The following is a 16,516-nucleotide window of genomic DNA, read 5'->3' on the forward strand; positions in this document are numbered from 1 at the left end:
GCCGGCTTTCTTCCCGGCTGTTCGACAGCATCAGTCGCCAGCGGACGGACCGCGGCGACACCGAGGGTCGTCAGGAAAATCGAGGAGGCGCGCGCGCCTGAGCACTTCCGTCCTTATGGACGGAAACAGCGGATGCGTCCGCCACGTGCCACGCCACACATTCGGCATGGCGGAAGGGAATGGCGAGCGCAACCTCTGGCGGCGAATCGAGCGACGCATTGGCCTGGGCCAGGCAGCAGAGCGCGCACGCAGCACCATGCGCGGTTGGCGTGCCCGTCTGATCGTTCAGGCCGCCCTGTTCATTCGCACTGTGGCAGATGACGGCGGCCGACAGCGGATCGGCCACGGCCTGGCCGGCCGCCCAGCAGGCGGCGATCGGCGCCAGCACCTGCATCGCCAGGGCGAGCAGGACCAGGGGTAGGAATTTTTGCAGCCGTGCGCGCATCCGCCGAACCATTCGTTCGTGCGCTAACTAAACACCGCGCCGGGACCTGAGTCGAGGTCAGTTCCGCCGCCTTCTTGATCCAGCGCAAATTTGCCGAAAACCGTGGTCGGGGGCGCCCCATCCGGGGGCGGGTCCGGCATTTGAGGCAACCGATCCGCCCCGCCCATCCACAGATTTCTTATATTTGTCATATGCTTACATGGCTAAAAGCCCGATCGTTTCGTTAACTGCTCTTATTTTGAACAATCGTTGCCGAAAATGATGACAAGTGAGAAAAGTTGATCTAGCATCCCTCTTGCTCAGGCTGGCCGAGAGGTCGAAGTCTGGTGGTCCAAGTCTCGGGAGGAGCCCCTGGCGCGCAAAACGCAGCGTCGCCCCGTCAATCAAGAGCAAATCTTAGAATCGGGGATAATAGGGTCGACACAATTTTTGAGCGGGGCTAGGGCCCCGCTCTTTTTTTGTCTGCATGGCGCCTACGCCGATGACTATCTCCCCCAATCCGATCGAACAGAGCTTTGAACGCGCGGCCTCGCGCTGCGCGGATCTCACGCCGCTGGTCTACCGGCGTCTTTTCGACGAACACCCGGAAACGCGGACGATGTTCCGCTCGCAAGGCAGCGATCTCGTCAAGGGATCGATGCTTGCGCTGACGATCGAGGCGATCCTCGATTTCGCCGGGACACGCAGCGGACATTTCCGGCTGATCGCCTGCGAAATCGTCTCGCACGATGCCTATGGCACGCCGCGCGAGCTGTTCATCGCCTTCTTCGCCATCATCAGGGATACGCTACGCGACCTGCTCGGCGATGCATGGTCGGCCGAGATCGCGCAGGCCTGGGATACGTTGCTGACCGACATCGAGGCATACGTCGCCGTTCCGGCCTGACGCTTTGCGCTGCACCACCACGGCTCGCCGCGACGTTGCGCGCAATCGCAGATTGGGTGGCGTGAACTCCTCGATTGTGAGACACTTTCCGCCTCGGTCGCGCAATCAATGACGCGCCGACGCCAAAATCTATGGGAGCGAGCGATGTCCGGGACGAAAGATTTCTCGACGACGAGGCGCGATCTTCTTCAGGCGGCAGCGACCGCCGGCGCCGCAACTGCCATCCTCGGCAGCATGGGCATAAAGCCCGCATTGGCAGCCGAAGTCGGACGATCGGAGAAGCCGCTGAAGGCGGCGTTCTCCAACGCCGGCCTCCAGGCCACCTGGTGTGCGCAGGGCAAGCAGGCCGCGGAATTCTGGGGCAAGCTGTTCAACGTCGAAGTCACCTGGTTCGACGGCCAGCTCGATGCGGTGAAGCAGCGCGCCGCGATCGACAACATGGCCTCGCAGAAATGGGATTTCGTCGCGATCCAGGCCTTCGGCATCGGCACCCTCACCCAGCCCGTGCAGAAGATGATCGACGCCGGCACGCCCGTGATCGACATGGACACGCTGATCGCTCCGCTCGACCAGATCAACGTCCACTCCTTCCTCGCTCCCGACAACGAGTTCATGGGCGCCTCGGTGACGCAGGCGCTGTGCAACGCCATGGGCGGCAAGGGTAAGATCATCATGACGCAGGGCGCGCTCGGCCATACCGGCGCGCAGGGCCGCGCCAAGGGCTTCAACAACGTCGTCAAGCAATTTCCCGGCATCGAGGTGCTCGACACCCAGCCGGCCGATTGGGACGTCTCGAAGACCGCGCGCCTCTGGGAAACCTATCTGACGAAATATCCGCAGATCGACGCGGCGTTCTTCCACAATGACGACATGGCGCTGGCCGCTGCCAACATCATGAAGGCGCGGGGCCGCACCAACATCCTGATCGGCGGCGTCGACGCGATGCCGCCGGCAATCCAGGCGGTGAGCGAGGGCCGCATGTTCGCGACCGTGCGCAATCCGTCCTGCCGCATCCATGGCGGTGCGATCATCGCGGGCGTTTCCGCCGTCGTCGGCGGCGAGAAGAGCGGACAGGGCATCCCGAAGAACGTCGTCACCGACGGCCCGGTCGTGACCAAGGCCAACGCCGCCGGGATGCAGTGGATGCAGGATCACTTCCTGATCTGAGCCTCCAAGATCTGATCTGCAATGCGAGAGGATCGTTCGCCCATCCTGGAACTGCAAGGCATCACGAAGAGCTTCGGCGGCGTCGAGGCGCTTCGTGGTGTCGACTTCGCGCTTCATCCCGGCGAGATTCACGGTCTCGTCGGCGAGAACGGCGCCGGGAAAAGCACGCTGATGAAGATCATCGCCGGCGTGCACACCGAATTCTCCGGCCGTTTCCTGCTCGACGGGAAGGAGACCCATTTCCGCTCGACGCGCGACGCGCATGCGGCCGGCATCGCCATGGTGCACCAGGAGCTCTCTGTCGCGCCCGACCTCACGGTCGCGGAGAACGTCTTCCTTGGCAACCAACCGACCAACGCCCTCGGTCTGGTGCAGTGGCGGCGCATGGCGCGCGAGGCCGGCGAGCAGCTTGCCCGCTTCGGCATCGACGTCGATCCGATGAGCCGGCTCGGCGACCTCCCGATCGGGCTCCAGCAGCTGATCGAGATCGCCCGCGTGCTGTTCTCCGGCGCCCGCATCGTCATCCTGGACGAGCCGACCTCCGCCCTCTCCCCGCCCGAGGTCGAGCGGCTGTTCGCGACGCTCCGGCGCCTGCGCGAGGAAGGCACCGCAATCGTCTTCATCTCGCATTTCATCGAGGACATCTTGCTCGTGTCGGACACGGTGACCGTGTTCCGCAACGGACGGAAGATCGCGGAGACAGCGAGCGCGGCGACCAGCAAGGGCGCGCTGATCGAGGCCATGATCGGCCGCGGCGGCGAAGCGCTCGAGCATAGCTACACCGACGATCTGATGCTGCCCCAGCCGAGCGGCAGCTCGGTGGTGCTGAAGGTCGACCAGCTCTCGCTGGCGCGCAGCCTGAAGGACATCTCCTTCGAGGCGCGCGCCGGCGAGGTGCTCGGCATCTACGGCTTCATGGGTTGCGGGCAGCAGGAGCTGTCGCGCATCCTGTTCGGCAAGCTGAAGCCGGACGGCGGCACGCTCGCCGTCGAGGGCAAACCCAAGACCTTCGCCAGCACGGCGGCTGCGCGCCGCGCGGGCGTCGCGCTGGTGCCGGAGAGCCGGCGCGACATGCTGTTTCACCAGGAGCCGGTCTACAAGAACATCTCGATCAGCATTCTGGATCGCATCTCGTCGCTGCTGCTCAAGCCGGCACAGGAGCGCGACATCGCCAGGCGCCAGGTCGAGCAATTGCAGATCAGGCCGCCGGTGGTCGGCCTCGATCTCGGCATGCTCTCCGGCGGCAACCAGCAGAAGGTCGCGCTGGCGAAATGGCTGACCTATCCGCCGAAGCTGCTGGTGCTGTGCGAGCCGACCCGCGGCATGGACGTGGGCGCCAAGAACGACGTCATCAACATCGTCCGCGACCTTCGCGCCAGGGGGCTCGCGATCATCGTGCTGTCGACCGAGCCGGAGACGGTGCTGTCGCTGGCCGACCGCATCCTCGTGCTCAAGCGCGGCGCACTGGTGCGGGAATTTTCGAACGAGCCGGTCAGCAAGGACCGCCTGCTGGAAGCGGCGTGACGGAGAAGCACCATGGCGAGCAGTGAGACGGCCTTTGCTGAAGCTCATCGGGCGCGTGGTCTGGCGCCCTTCCTGCGCTCGCAGATGCGCAACATCGCGCCGTTCCTGACGCTGATCTTCCTGTCCGCCTTCTTCGCCTTCGCCAGCCCCTCCTTCGCCACGCTCGACAATCTCGGCAACATCCTGACGCAGGTGTCGGTGACAGGCATCATCGCCGTCGGCCTCACCTTCGTGATCCTCTGCGCCGAGATCGACCTGTCGATCGCCAGCATCGCCAACGTCACCGGCATCGCGGTTGCCTATTTCACGCTGCAAGAATCCTACGTCAACATCGCCAACATCCCCCTGCCCGGCGCGGTTGCGATCATCCTGTCGATCCTGCTCTGCGCCCTGCTCGGCCTCGTCAACGCGCTGGGCCTGACCGTGATCGGCATCCCTTCCTTCATCATGACATTGGCGATGATGCAGATCGCCGCCGGCATCTCGGCGCTGCTGGTGCGCGGCCAGATCGCCTACAAGGTGCCCGGCCTGATCACGACGCTCGGCTCCGGATCGATCGGCGGCATCCCCTGGATCGTCATCGTCGCGGCCATCATGCTGCTCGGCGGCCATCTGGTGCTGACCTACACGCGCTTCGGCCGCTACGTCTACATGGTCGGCGGCAACCGCGAGGCCGCCGAATATTCCGGCCTCAACGTCAAGTTCATCCTCGGCGCGGTGATGGTGATCTCGGCGGTGTGCTCCGGCATCGGCGGCATGCTGGGCGTCGCCCATTTCGGCAGCGCGCAGCAGAACGAGTTCGACACCTATTTGCTCGACTCCATCGCCGCCGTCGTGGTCGGCGGCACCAGCCTGTTCGGCGGCCGCGGCGGCATCGGCAACACCATCGTCGGGCTCTTCGTCCTGGGGGTCCTGAATAACGGCCTCGACCACGTCAACATCGACAGCTTTTTGAAGATCCTGATCCGTGGCCTGATCCTGCTGGCGGCCTTGATCATCAACGTCTACGCCCAGCGGTTGAGGGAGAAGGCGGCGGAGTAGCCAGCCCTCAAAACAAAAAGCGCGAAAACAACCCCATGCACAGTAGACACTGTGAGGAAGTTCAGTCGCTTACCAAACTCGCGACTGCGCGAGTGCGACCGCACCGACATTTGACCCGTCGGGCAAAACAGGTGCAGGATGTCATCGTTGCAACTGGTACGTCCGTGCAGCTTTCCAAGACCGCAGGAACAATGATCCGTCATCCCCGCGCAACGGCGAAGCCGTTGTCGCTGGAGGTGCGAGGCAGGCGATGCGAAGGAATCGCACGCGGAGCCTCGAAGGATGAACGGCCGAGATGCAGCCGGGCCGTCGCCCTTCGAGGGCGGCTGAAGAAGCGGCCACCTCAGTGTGACGGTTCTACTCCGACGGCAGCCGCGAGAATCGGAAATTGCAGTGGCTCGCGCCGCCAGCCAAGGTTTGTGTCCTCTCCAGGCGGATGCCTCGCGTTGCATAGGCGTCGAAATCAAGTCCACAGATGTTCGGCAGGATGTCCTTGTCGCCATGGCGAGCCGCGAATTTGCAGAAGCCGCAAGCCTTGTAGTTGATGCCGAACTCGAAATTGTCATCCGGCCCCGGCTCGACGAAATCGTAAACGAAATCCTCCGGAAACTCTTCCTGATGGCTTTCAGTAACACTTCCTGCAGCCTGCGCGCGCAGCAAAGCCTGGTTCTCCGGCGACATGAACTGACGGCCCGAGGCGAGACGTTCCGTTTCGGGGTCGGTGAGCAATTGCGCCTTGTAGGTTTCGCGCTCGATCTCGCCGATCACGGCCAGCGGCACGCCGTGTCGCCGCAGCACCCGGCTGATGGCCATGAAGCCCATGAGACGCATGAAGAAATCGCTCATGCGGCTTGCCGCGCCCCCGACATAGGGCATTTGGGTGAGCACGATCTCGAATTCGTCCATCACCTCCCGTCTGATCCCGCCGATGTCGGTGAGATGCGCGCGCTCGCGCAACATCGGCTCGGCAAGGTCGAGTCGATTACGCATGGCGGCTTCCATTGCGCCCCGATGCGTCTCGTAGAAGGGATGGATGTTCTCGGCCATTGGGCACCTGACATAATTGGCTGTTTGCAAGGTCGGCGAAGCCGGCCTCATTCCGCAGCGATCGCCTCGATCTCCAGCAGCCATTTGCTGTCAACGGTCTCGACGATCACGACCGTGAGCGCAGGCCGGTGTTCGCCGAGCACCGTGCGGCGAATGGCGCGGTTGGGCACGACTTGATCCCGTTCGGTCAGGAACGTGGTGACCTTGACCAGATGCTCGACGCCAAGGCCCGCGGCGGCGAGCACCTCGATGACGTTGCGCCAGGCCTGCTCGCATTGCGCCTCGAAACCTTCGGGCACGGTGCCGTCGGATCTCTCGGGCACTTGGCCGCTGATGAACAAGAGGCGGCGATGCTGCGTCAGTTCAAGTCCCATGCTGTAACCGCCGGCGGGAGGGTGGACCGCTGCGGGATTGTGGCTGACGATTTGAGCTGAGGGCATGGGGTTTCTCCGGATTGCGGGCTGACCGTAACCGGCGACATCGCCTCGGCGCAAAGCATCATTCCTGCGGTTCAGCGCAAGAAAATCTATTGCAAGGCCACGGCCCATCGGTGTCAAACTGCGGCGCAATGACCTACGCCCTTCCCCCGCTCAACGCGCTCCGCGCCTTCGAGGCCGCCGCACGGCATCTCAGCTTCAAGCTCGCCGCCCACGAGCTACACGTGACACCCGCCGCCGTGGGGCAGCAGGTGAAGGCGCTGGAGGCACGCCTCGGCGTGCAGCTGTTCGAGCGGCTGCACAAGCAGCTCATCCTCACGGCGGCCGGTCAGGCCTATCTGCCCGGGGTCTCCGAAGGCTTTCGCCACATTGCGGAGGCGACTTCGCAATTGAAACCGTCAGGTACTGTGCTGCTGCAACTGGGAGTCCATGGCAGCTTCGACCTGCGCCGCCTCGATCTGGCGGAGTTTCGCAGCGCGCATGCGGACATCGGTTTGCGGGTGCTGCAGCCCGCCGGCCTGCACGAATTGGTCGAGGGCAAGGTGGACCTGCTGATTGCCCGCGGCCTCAGCCGCCATCCGGGCTATCGCTGCGACCGGCTCAACGAGGGGTCGGGCCTCGGCGATTGGCTGATCGCGCCTGAAGGCACCGCGGATTGTCCCGAGATCGTCAGTTTTCGCGAATGGCTGCGCGCCCTGCCGGCCGAGAACCCGCTCGCAAACCGCCGCCCTCGCCTGGTCGGCATCAGCGGGAGCTGAGACGACCGTGAGGCATGGCTTGAGCCCTCGCCGCCAGGACGTTCGACACGTCGGGCAAAACACCGGCGCAATTCCATCACGGCGCCAATCCGTAGAGAGCGTCGAGCTCAGCGGAGCGGTTCGACCTTTGCCGCCATGTCGGGAACGCGCGAGATCCTGTACATGGCGTTGCTGCATTTCAGAACCCAAACGTCGCGATCAGGTCGAGACAACTTCGCATCCTTCCTTGCGCCGAGTGGCTTTTCGCAAGTGAAGCCTTGTGTGCGGATCTGGGCCGCCAGCATTCCCTGAATCGTTTCGGCCGGAAGTTGCTGCGCGCGCGCTTGCGGACCAAGAAGAATAAAAGCGATGGCAAACAGTAATGATCCAGATGCTCTGTGCATGATTTCAACCCTTGAAGCGGCCGCCCCGCGAGTTCGAATGTCGCACTATAGCAGAAACACCGGCGTTGTCCGCGCCCGCCCCCCACCTTAGCGCGGCGTGCTCCGGTTCGCCTCCACGCCGGCCCATAGCGCGACGAAGTAGAGGCACAAAATAACGACCAAGGCTGGTCCTCACTGGGCGGTTGTGCTAGCGTTTCATTCGCAAGGAGCTTTCCAGAACTATCTATAATCGCCTCGTTGCAACGTTTCCACCACGCCTCGTTTCGATTTCCGAATACGCCGTCAGGCGTTTGATGCATTGCACATTGCCTCGCAATGGCGCGCCCAAGCACGAGTGTTTCAAGTCGTTCCGTAGTTTTTTGTACAAGGAATGATGTCATGCGTAACACAATACTGAATCAGATTTTCGGAATGCTCACCGTAACCGCGCCGTTGCGCGGGACCGAAACAGCGTTCGCCCAGAACGCGGCAGCCCCGCCTCCACCCTGTCATTGAGACGAACGAAGACGCGGGGAACGCGCGCGACGCGTGGGTCGAGGTCCCGGCGATATGATGTGGATCAAATGATCGAAAATTCGCCGGGCTCGACCGTCACGAGAGGCGAGACGATTCCGACGTTGGACAAGGAGAATTGAACGAAGGCGTAAATCCAAATCAATCATCAGCAGAGGAGGTTCGAGATGTTTCGAGGATTCCTGCCACTGACATTGTCTCTCTGCCTTGGTGCGGCGACGGCACCCGCAGCGCTGGCTCAATCGGCGCCGCCGATCACCGAACAGGAGGCGCACGCCATCGCGGTCGACGCCTATGTTTACTTCTACTCCATCATGTCGATGGATGTATCCCGCAAGCAATTCACCAACGGCACGACCGATTTCAGGGGACCGATGAACACGTTCGTCAACGTGCCCGAATACCCGCCGGCGGATTTCAAAGGCGTGGTGCGGTCCAACTTCGATACGCTGTATTCGGCCTCCTGGCTCGACATGACCAAGGAGCCGGTTGTCATCTCAGCACCGGATACCGATGGGCGCTACTATCTGCTGCCGATGCTCGACATGTGGACGGACGTCTTCGCATCGCCGGGCTGGCGCACGACGGGCACCAAGGCCGGGACGTTCCTGGTGGCGCCGGCGAACTGGCGGCCGGATCTGCGGGACAGATTCGCCGAGGAGTTCAAGCTTCCAAAAGACACCCAGCGCATCGACGCGCCAACGCCCTACGTCTGGCTGATCGGCCGGACTAAGACCGACGGGCCGCCGGATTATGATGCGGTCCACAAGATCCAGGCCGGCTACAAGGTCACCCTGCTTTCCGAGTATGGCAAAACGCCCAGGCCGGTCGAATTCAAGCCGGACCCAAGCGTCGACATGAAGACGCCGCCAAAGACGCAGGTCGATACCATGACGGCGGGGGTGTATTTCGCCTATGCCGCGGAATTGCTGAAGCTGCATCCGCCTCACGTCACCGACGAACCGATCCTCGCGCAGATGAAGAAAATCGGCATCGAGCCCGGCAAGAGCTTTGACATCGGCAAGCTCGACCCGGCCGTGCAAAGAGCGCTGGAGACCGCACCGCAGGACGCGCAGAAGCTGATGGCCTGGAAGGTGCCGACGCTGGCGCGGGTTGCCAACGGCTGGGGGATGAACACCGACACGATGGGTGTTTACGGCAACTACTACCTGAAGCGGGCCATTGTCGCGCAGCAGGGGCTTGGCGCCAACGTGGTCGAGGATGCCATCTATCCGCTCAATCTCGCCGACGACACCGGTAAGCCGCTCGATGGCGCGAACAAATACACCGTCACCTTCGAGAAGGGCGCCACGCCGCCTGTCAACGCGTTCTGGTCGATCACGCTCTACGATCAGGACGGCTTCCAGGTCGGCAACACGCTGAACCGTTTTGCGGTCTCCAGCTGGATGCCGTTCAAGTACAATGCGGATGGATCGCTCGACCTCTATTTCCAGAACGCGAGCCCCGGCAAGGAGCTCGAAGCCAACTGGCTTCCTGCACCGAAGGCGCCGTTCAATCTGACCATGCGCCTGTACGCGCCGAAGTCGGAAGCGCTGACCGGCAAATGGAATCCGCCGCCGGTTGTGAAGTCGCAAACAACGGTGGGCATTTCTGCCCAATAAAAGTTGGCGGCACGCCGGCGCTTCGGCGCCGGCGTCCGACCGCGCGAACGCGAAGCAGGCGGTGAAGGGTCAGCACTCCTTCCATAGTTCTCCAAGTACGAACATAGTTCCGCCCTCCTCGGCTGCGTTAAAAATCAACACCGAGCGGCTGGCAAGAAACAATCCTCGCAGGCCCAAGAACCGATGCGTTGAGTGTTCGCTCGCCGTAGCGCGGATCGCTCTCACGCGATTGCCATTGCATTTTGATACGGAGCATCAAATGAACTCCATGCTAGACGACAGGCTCGTGGAAGGGCAGATCGCAAGCTTGGAGGAGCAACTGTCGAACCTGGCACGCGAAGCAGGAGTCAGTTCTTCGGCCGCGCCGATCAGCATCGAGCGGTCCTCCATCACCCTCGCAACGCTTCAGGCGGATTGGCGATATGTGGCTTCCGTCGGATTCCTGTTGGCGGCATCCCTTGGTGTGGTTGCCTGGTGGTGGTCATTCTCCGCTGATGCAGCAAAGATGCCTCCCTCCGACCCAGCACCTCTGGCTCGCGCCGCGCCGGAGGCGGTCGTGCCGAGCGCCGTTGTCCTGCGTTCCGAGTTGTCGCAGCAGTTTCAACCGATGGCGCGTGATCTCGCTGCCTTGAGCCAAACGGTCGAACAGCTTAAGGCGAGGCAGGAACAATTGATCCGCGACAATGAAAATCTGGCAAGCCAACTCAGGGCGAGTCGAGAGGAATCGGAGCGCAACAACGGCATCATCTTCCAGATCAAGGCCGATCAGATGCAAATGGCGCGCGAAAGCCAGACGCTCACCGAGCGGCTCAACGCAAGTCAGGACCAACTCGCCCGCGTCATCGCCAACGCTTCACAGCCAAAGGCAATCCCCGAAACGTCACCAACGACGAGCCCCGAAGAACCAAAGACGATGCCCGAAGCGCCACCAACGCTGAGCTCTGAAGAGCCCAAAGCGGTGCCTGACATACCGCTGCCACGTCCGCGGCAGTCGGCCAATGTCGTCCAAGCGCAAAGGCCGGCGCGAACCCCGGAGCGGCCCGAGGCCAAGAAGCCGCGACCGTCAATCTCATGGCCATGGTCAGCGCACTAAAGCGGGCATCGACGTTCCACAGAAATTGACGCTGCTAGCGCTGGCAGCCGGCGAACTTGGGATCCGGCAACGGACGCGCCCTCCATTCTAGGGATGTCCGCTTTCGGTCGAGGCCAATGCCGCCTGCCCCGCAATCTCGTCAGCCCGCCAGCACCGCACCGCGTGCCCGTCGGGACGCGTCTCCAGCGACGGACCGGGCTCCTGGCGGCACACGGCTTCGGCGTGACGACAGCGCGGGCTGAACGCGCATCCATTCGGCGGATTGAGCGGATTGGGAAGATCGCCCCCTGTCGTCGCGAGCGGTGCGTGGCGCAGCGGATCGGGGATGGCTGCGATCAGGGCTTGCGTATAGGGGTGCGCCGGCCGTTCGAAGATCTCGCGCCAGTCGCCATTCTCCACGATGCGGCCGAGATACATCACGGCGACGCGGTCGCTCATGTGCTCGACCACGCCGAGGTCGTGGCTGATCATGATGTAGGACAGGCCGAGCGTCTCCTTTAGTTCCAGCAGCAGGTTGATGATCTGGGCGCGGATCGAGACATCGAGCGCCGACACGGGTTCGTCGCAGATGACGATCTTGGGGTTGAGGATCAGGGCACGCGCAATGCCGATGCGCTGGCGCTGGCCGCCCGAGAATTCATGCGGGTAGCGGCCCGCCTGTTCGGGGCGCAATCCCACATGCTTGAGCATGGTCGCAACGCGGTCCTCGATCTCGCTTGCGGCGGTGACGCCATGCACCCGCAGCGGATCTTCAAGCGTGCGACGAACGGTCTGGCGCGGGTTGAGCGAGGCGTACGGATCCTGGAAGACCATCTGCACGATGCGGGCCAGCGCCTTGCGATCGCCGGATTGCCTGTTCGTCACGACCTGTCCGTCCAGCACGATGCGGCCGCGCGTCGGCCCCAACAGACCAAGGATCGACAATGCGACCGTCGATTTGCCGGAGCCGGACTCGCCGACGAGGCCGAGACATTCGCCGCGCTTCAGCCTGAGATCGACACCGTCGACGGCACGGAGCAGCCGCCGGCCGCGGCCCAGCAAGCCGCCTCCCAGCGGAAAATGAACCGCGAGATCCTCGACGCTGAGAATGACATCGTCATCCGGCCTCCCCTCACCAGGCCTTTCTTGCGGTTCATGCATGGTGGTGACACCTCACCAGACCGCCCGCGTCCAGCCGTGTCGTCTCCGGCGCCGCGGTCCGGCAAATATCGGTCGCCCGCGCGCAACGCGGATTGAACCTGCAGCCATCAGGGAAAGCCGTGATCGCCGGCACGACGCCCGCGATCTCCTGGAGCCTGGTACGGCCAAGCGCCGCGCGGCTGCCCAGCCGCGGCAGCGAGTCGACCAGGCCTTGCGTATAGGGGTGCGAGGGCGCCCGGAAGATATCGGCCGAGCCGCGCTCCTCGACAATGCGGCCGGCATACATGACGGCAACGCGGCGACAGACATTGGCGACCAGGCCGAGATCGTGGCTGATCATCAGGATGGCCGTTCCTCGCTCGGCGCACAGATTCCGCATCAGCTCGATGATTTCGGCCTGCACGGTCACGTCGAGCGCGGTGGTCGGCTCGTCGGCGATCAGAAGGTCCGGACCGCATGCGAGCGCGATGGCGATCATCACGCGCTGTCGCATGCCCCCCGACAGCTGGTGCGGGTAATCCTTGACGCGTCGCTCGGGCGCGGGGACGCGGACGCTCGCCAGCGCCTCGACCGCCAGCCGGTCTGCTTCCCGCCAGCTCTTGCCCTGGTGCAGCACGAACATCTCGGCGATCTGCCGCCCCACAGGCGAGACCGGATTGAGCGCCGTCATCGGCTCCTGGAAGATCATGGCGATGCGATTGCCGCGCAGCTCCCGCTGCCTGGCCGCGGAAAGGTGCTGGATCTCCCGCCCCTCAAACCGGATGGCGCCGCCGCCGATCGACAGCGGCGGCCGCAACAGGCCGATCAAGGCGAGCGCCGTGATGCTCTTGCCGCATCCGGATTCGCCGACCAGGCCGAACGTCTCGCCACGATCAATGCGGAACGAGATGCCCTCGGCCGCCGCAACGCGCCGCGATCCGTCGTCGAGATCGATGCGCAAATCCTCGACTTCGATCAGCGGCGGGCCCGTCATGTGCGCCGGCTCCGCGATTGCGGATCGAGAATGTCGCGCAGGCCGTCGCCGAGCAGGTTGAGGCCGAGCACCGTCAGGAAGATGGCAAGGCCCGGAAAGACCGAGAGCCACGGCGCCGTCGTGATCTGGTCGCGGGCTTCCGACAGCATGCTGCCCCAGCTCGGAAAAGGCGGGCGGACGCCGAGGCCGAGGAACGAAAGGGCTGCTTCGGACAAGACCGCGCTGCCCATCCCAAGCGTGCCGATGACGATGATGGGTCCGAGCATGTTCGGCAGGAGCTGCGTGATCATGATCCGCAGATCGCCGTAGCCGAGCACGGTTGCCGCCTGCACGTAGCCCTGGCTCCTCAGCGACAGCGCCGAGGCCCGCGCGATCCGGCAGGTAAAGGACCAGTTGGTCAGCCCAAGTGCGATGAGCAGGCTGGTCAGGCCCGGTCCAAGCACCGCCATGATGGCCAGCGCGAAGATCAGCGAGGGGATCGCGAGCATCAGATTGGTCAGTCCGTTGACGACATCGTCCCACCAGCCGCCCCAATAGCCGGCGCTCAGGCCCAGTGCCACGCCGATGACGCTGTTGATGAGCTGCGAGACGATGCCGACCGTCAGCGAGATGCGCGCGCCGTAGACGACGCGGGAATAGATGTCGCGGCCCTGCCCGTCGGTCCCGAACCACCAGGTCCAGCTCGGGGGCTCTTCCGCATTCATCAAATTGGCGTCCAGGACGGGATCGGTGTGCGCCAGCCAGGGTGCGAGCAGGCCGACCAGGATCGCAAGCGCGAACAAGGCACCACCGATGACGAGATTGGCGCGGAGCTTCATGCGTATCTGATCCTGGGATCGATCACGCCGTAAAGCAGGTCGATCAGCAGATTGATCGCGAGAAAGAACAGCACCACCACGAGGATGGAGCCCTGGACGGCGGGAATGTCGCGTTGCAGGACGCTGTCGACGAGCAGCGAGCCGATGCCGGGCCAGGAGAACAGTTTCTCGACGACGACCGCCTGCCCCATCAGCGCGCCGAATTGCAGGCCCATTGTCGTGAGAATCAGGACGAGCGCGTTGCGCATCACGTGCCACTTCACGACGCGCGTCTCGCTCATGCCCTTCGATCGCGCCGTGCGGACAAAGTCGGCGTGCATGATCTCGAGGACTGCGGCGCGCGTCGTTCGCGCCAGCAGCGCCATCGGCGAAACGCCGAGTGTCACGGCCGGCAGGATCAGATTTTTGAGGCCGCCATCGCCATAGCCAAAACTCGGCAGCCAGCCGAGCTTCAACGCGAACAGGTACATCAGCAGCAGTCCGAGCCAGAACTTGGCCATTGAAAGACCCGACACCGCCACGACCATCGCCGCGCTGTCGACGACACCACCAGGCCGCAACGCCGCGACGAAGCCGAGCGGCACGCCGATCGCGACCGCAAATGCCATGGACGCGAAGATCAATTGCAGGGTCGGCCCCATCCGCTTGGCAATCATGGTCGTGACCGGCTCGCGCGTCCGGAACGAGGTCCCGAAGTCACCGGTCGCGAGCTTCGCGATATAGGAGCCGAAGCGCAGGTAGACGGGCTCGTCGAGGCCGAGCTGCTTCTTCATGCGCGCCTCGACCTGCGGATCGACGTCGTCGCTCATGGTCGAGGCGATGCTGCCGGGAACCACGCTGAACAGCACGAAGACCAGCATCACCACGGCAAGCACGGTCGGAATGGTTTGCAGGAGGCGACGGATCAGGAAGGAGAGCATCGGCACTTTTCCTCGCTCCCTCCATCGCTTGTCGCGAGGGAGGGAGCGCGAGAGCGGGTGTCACTTCGCGGGCGAGGTTTCGTCGACCCAGAGGTCTTCGACGTTCTGGTGGGTCAGCTCGGTCGCGTTCAGCTGGACCCCCTTGAGCCACGGCTGCACCGCCATGACCGCCTTGTTGTAGTTGAAGAACCAGACCGGCGCCTCTTCGTAGAGCAGCGCATTGGCCTTTTGCAGCAGCTGGCCGCGCTTTGCGGCGTCGTCGGTCTGCCCGGCCTCGTCGATCAGCTTGTCGAAATCGGCGTTCTTGAAGTTCATGTAGTTGCACGCCGATTGCGGCGTCGACGAGTGGAAGCATTTCAGCGCGGCCTGGGGATCCGGGCCGGTCTGCTGGGAATAGATGAAGGCCTGGTAGTCGCCGCTGCGAACCACCTCCGCCAGCACCGCCGTCTCGACCTGCTTGACCTTCGCCTTGATGCCCACCTTGTCCAGCATCGGGATGACGGCCGTGACGATCGGCAAACCCCAGCTCTCGTTCTGGCTGGTGGTCCATTCGAACTCGAAGCCAGAGGGATAGCCGGCCTCAGTCAGCAGCTGCTTGGCCTTGGCCGGATCGAAGGCATAGGGCTTCATGGTCTTGTCGTAGAGCGGCGAGGTCAGCGGCAGCCAGCTGGTGGCGCGATAGGCCTTGTTCTTGACCAGCTTGTTGATGATCAGGTCGGTGTCGATCGCATAGTTGATCGCCTGCCGAACGCGCTTGTCGGCGAACGGCTTGAATGCAGTATTCATCCCCATGTAACGCGTGAAGACCTCGGCGACCTCGACGATGGTGCCCTTGAGGTCGGCGTCGGACTGGTAGGCGACATACTGCGCAGGTCCCAGCACCGAGGTGTCGATCTCCTTGTTGCGGAAGGCGACATCGCGCGCCGCGGCCTCGCCCATGACCGACACGATGACCTTGTCGGCGTAGGGCTTGCCGGGTTTGTAGAAGCGGTCCCACCGCTCCAGGACGATGCGCGATCCCGGCACGTGCTCGACGAACTTGAACGGTCCAAGACCGATCGGCTTCTGGATGAAGCTATCCTTCGCGGCCTCGTCGGCGGGATAGATCGAGGTCAGCGCGGTGAAGAAGTAGAAGCCCGGATCGACCTTCTCGGTCAGCTTCATCTCGAGGGTGAAGTCGTCGATCTTCTTCAGGCCGGAGATTTCCTTGGCCTGGCCCTTCTCGACCGCGGCGGCGCCCTCGATCACGCGGACAAAGCGCGCGCCGGGATAGGCCTTGGCGCCGTCCATGATGCGGTTGTAGGACCAGATGACGTCGTCGGCCGTCATCTTGCGGCCATTGTGGAAATAGGCGTCATCGCGCAGCTTGAAGGTGTGAACGAGGCCTCCGCCCGAGACCACGTCCTCCTTGGCAAGTTCCAGGACGGGTTTTCCTTCCGCGGAATTCCAGATGTAGAGCGACCGATGCAGCGCCTTGGCGTAGATCTCGTCCTGGGCGCGCTGCGTGGTGTGAATGTCCAGGCTGGTGAAGCTGGAACCGTAGGGCGCCGTCATCCGGATGGTTCCGCCTTTGCGCGGAGTCTGAGCCTCCACCGATCCGGCGAGCGCCAGTCCCAACCCAGCGACGATCGCCACAATCCTGAACATCATGTCCCCTCCGGCACCGCAGGCTTATTCCAGTCACAGAGTTGACCACTCGCGGCACGTCGAGTGCAAGCTCCTCTTTTCGCCTTCGATGCCGCAGTTCCT

Annotated in this window: 16 protein-coding genes; 7 read left to right on the forward strand and 9 right to left on the reverse strand. The window is 63.4% G+C overall.

The window, feature by feature from the left end; translation table 11 throughout:
• Nucleotides 1–70: 70 nt before the first annotated feature.
• Nucleotides 71–445 (reverse strand): DUF2946 domain-containing protein, encoded by a 375-nt coding sequence (locus tag WN73_RS20810; RefSeq protein ID WP_028171733.1) that lies wholly within the window; start codon nt 443–445, stop codon nt 71–73.
• 481 nt (nt 446–926) lie between these two features.
• On the opposite strand from WN73_RS20810, the gene WN73_RS20815 reads away from it, so the two are divergent.
• From WN73_RS20815 to WN73_RS20830, 4 genes are all read left to right on the forward strand, one after another.
• Nucleotides 927–1,331: a globin gene (locus WN73_RS20815; protein WP_028171732.1), complete on the forward strand. Its 405-nt coding sequence runs from the start codon at nt 927–929 to the stop codon at nt 1,329–1,331.
• 144 nt (nt 1,332–1,475) lie between these two features.
• Complete coding sequence (locus tag WN73_RS20820; protein WP_028171731.1) at nt 1,476–2,498, forward strand: sugar ABC transporter substrate-binding protein; 1,023 nt, start codon at nt 1,476–1,478, stop codon at nt 2,496–2,498.
• Nucleotides 2,499–2,519: 21 nt separating this feature from the next.
• Nucleotides 2,520–4,022, forward strand: coding sequence for a sugar ABC transporter ATP-binding protein (locus WN73_RS20825; protein WP_011087652.1), 1,503 nt, complete (start codon nt 2,520–2,522; stop codon nt 4,020–4,022).
• 12 nt (nt 4,023–4,034) lie between these two features.
• A complete protein-coding gene (locus tag WN73_RS20830; RefSeq protein ID WP_028171730.1) occupies nt 4,035–5,063 on the forward strand; it encodes an ABC transporter permease in 1,029 nt (342 codons plus the stop codon).
• Between the two features lie 357 nt (nt 5,064–5,420).
• Here the strand turns inward: WN73_RS20830 and WN73_RS20835 are convergent, their stop codons facing one another.
• Entirely contained in the window at nt 5,421–6,110 is a 690-nt protein-coding gene (locus tag WN73_RS20835; RefSeq protein ID WP_028171729.1) for an L-2-amino-thiazoline-4-carboxylic acid hydrolase, read from the reverse strand.
• A 47-nt stretch (nt 6,111–6,157) separates the two neighbouring features.
• The gene (locus tag WN73_RS20840) at nt 6,158–6,550 is read right to left on the reverse strand and encodes a RidA family protein (RefSeq protein WP_028171728.1); all 393 of its coding nucleotides are present in this window, start codon (nt 6,548–6,550) and stop codon (nt 6,158–6,160) included.
• 128 nt (nt 6,551–6,678) lie between these two features.
• On the opposite strand from WN73_RS20840, the gene WN73_RS20845 reads away from it, so the two are divergent.
• A complete protein-coding gene (locus tag WN73_RS20845; RefSeq protein WP_011087656.1) occupies nt 6,679–7,305 on the forward strand; it encodes a LysR family transcriptional regulator in 627 nt (208 codons plus the stop codon).
• A gap of 107 nt (nt 7,306–7,412) precedes the next feature.
• On the opposite strand, the gene WN73_RS20850 is transcribed toward WN73_RS20845, so the two are convergent.
• Nucleotides 7,413–7,688, reverse strand: coding sequence for a hypothetical protein (locus tag WN73_RS20850; protein ID WP_028171727.1), 276 nt, complete (start codon nt 7,686–7,688; stop codon nt 7,413–7,415).
• A 680-nt stretch (nt 7,689–8,368) separates the two neighbouring features.
• Between WN73_RS20850 and WN73_RS20855 the strand changes: the two genes are divergently transcribed.
• The gene (locus WN73_RS20855; RefSeq protein ID WP_011087657.1) at nt 8,369–9,823 is read left to right on the forward strand and encodes a DUF1254 domain-containing protein; all 1,455 of its coding nucleotides are present in this window, start codon (nt 8,369–8,371) and stop codon (nt 9,821–9,823) included.
• A gap of 259 nt (nt 9,824–10,082) precedes the next feature.
• A complete protein-coding gene (locus WN73_RS20860; protein WP_028171726.1) occupies nt 10,083–10,916 on the forward strand; it encodes a hypothetical protein in 834 nt (277 codons plus the stop codon).
• An 87-nt stretch (nt 10,917–11,003) separates the two neighbouring features.
• On the opposite strand, the gene WN73_RS20865 is transcribed toward WN73_RS20860, so the two are convergent.
• From WN73_RS20865 to WN73_RS20885, 5 genes are read right to left on the reverse strand one after another with little or no spacing between them, the layout of a single operon-like run.
• Nucleotides 11,004–12,056 carry an ABC transporter ATP-binding protein gene (locus WN73_RS20865; RefSeq protein WP_028171725.1) on the reverse strand — a complete coding sequence of 351 codons (1,053 nt, stop codon included), beginning with the start codon at nt 12,054–12,056 and terminating at the stop codon, nt 11,004–11,006.
• Complete coding sequence (locus tag WN73_RS20870) at nt 12,049–13,029, reverse strand: ABC transporter ATP-binding protein (protein ID WP_028171724.1); 981 nt, start codon at nt 13,027–13,029, stop codon at nt 12,049–12,051. Before WN73_RS20870 ends, WN73_RS20865 begins: the two co-directional genes overlap by 8 nt.
• Nucleotides 13,026–13,847: an ABC transporter permease gene (locus tag WN73_RS20875; RefSeq protein ID WP_011087661.1), complete on the reverse strand. Its 822-nt coding sequence runs from the start codon at nt 13,845–13,847 to the stop codon at nt 13,026–13,028. Before WN73_RS20875 ends, WN73_RS20870 begins: the two co-directional genes overlap by 4 nt.
• The gene (locus tag WN73_RS20880) at nt 13,844–14,767 is read right to left on the reverse strand and encodes an ABC transporter permease (protein WP_028171723.1); all 924 of its coding nucleotides are present in this window, start codon (nt 14,765–14,767) and stop codon (nt 13,844–13,846) included. The genes WN73_RS20875 and WN73_RS20880 overlap by 4 nt, the downstream gene beginning before the upstream one ends.
• 60 nt (nt 14,768–14,827) lie before the next feature.
• Nucleotides 14,828–16,417, reverse strand: coding sequence for an ABC transporter substrate-binding protein (locus tag WN73_RS20885; protein ID WP_028171722.1), 1,590 nt, complete (start codon nt 16,415–16,417; stop codon nt 14,828–14,830).
• Between the last annotated feature and the right edge of the window lie 99 nt (nt 16,418–16,516).

The organism is Bradyrhizobium sp. CCBAU 45394 (genome assembly GCF_028128655.1).
Taxonomy (GTDB): domain Bacteria; phylum Pseudomonadota; class Alphaproteobacteria; order Rhizobiales; family Xanthobacteraceae; genus Bradyrhizobium; species Bradyrhizobium diazoefficiens.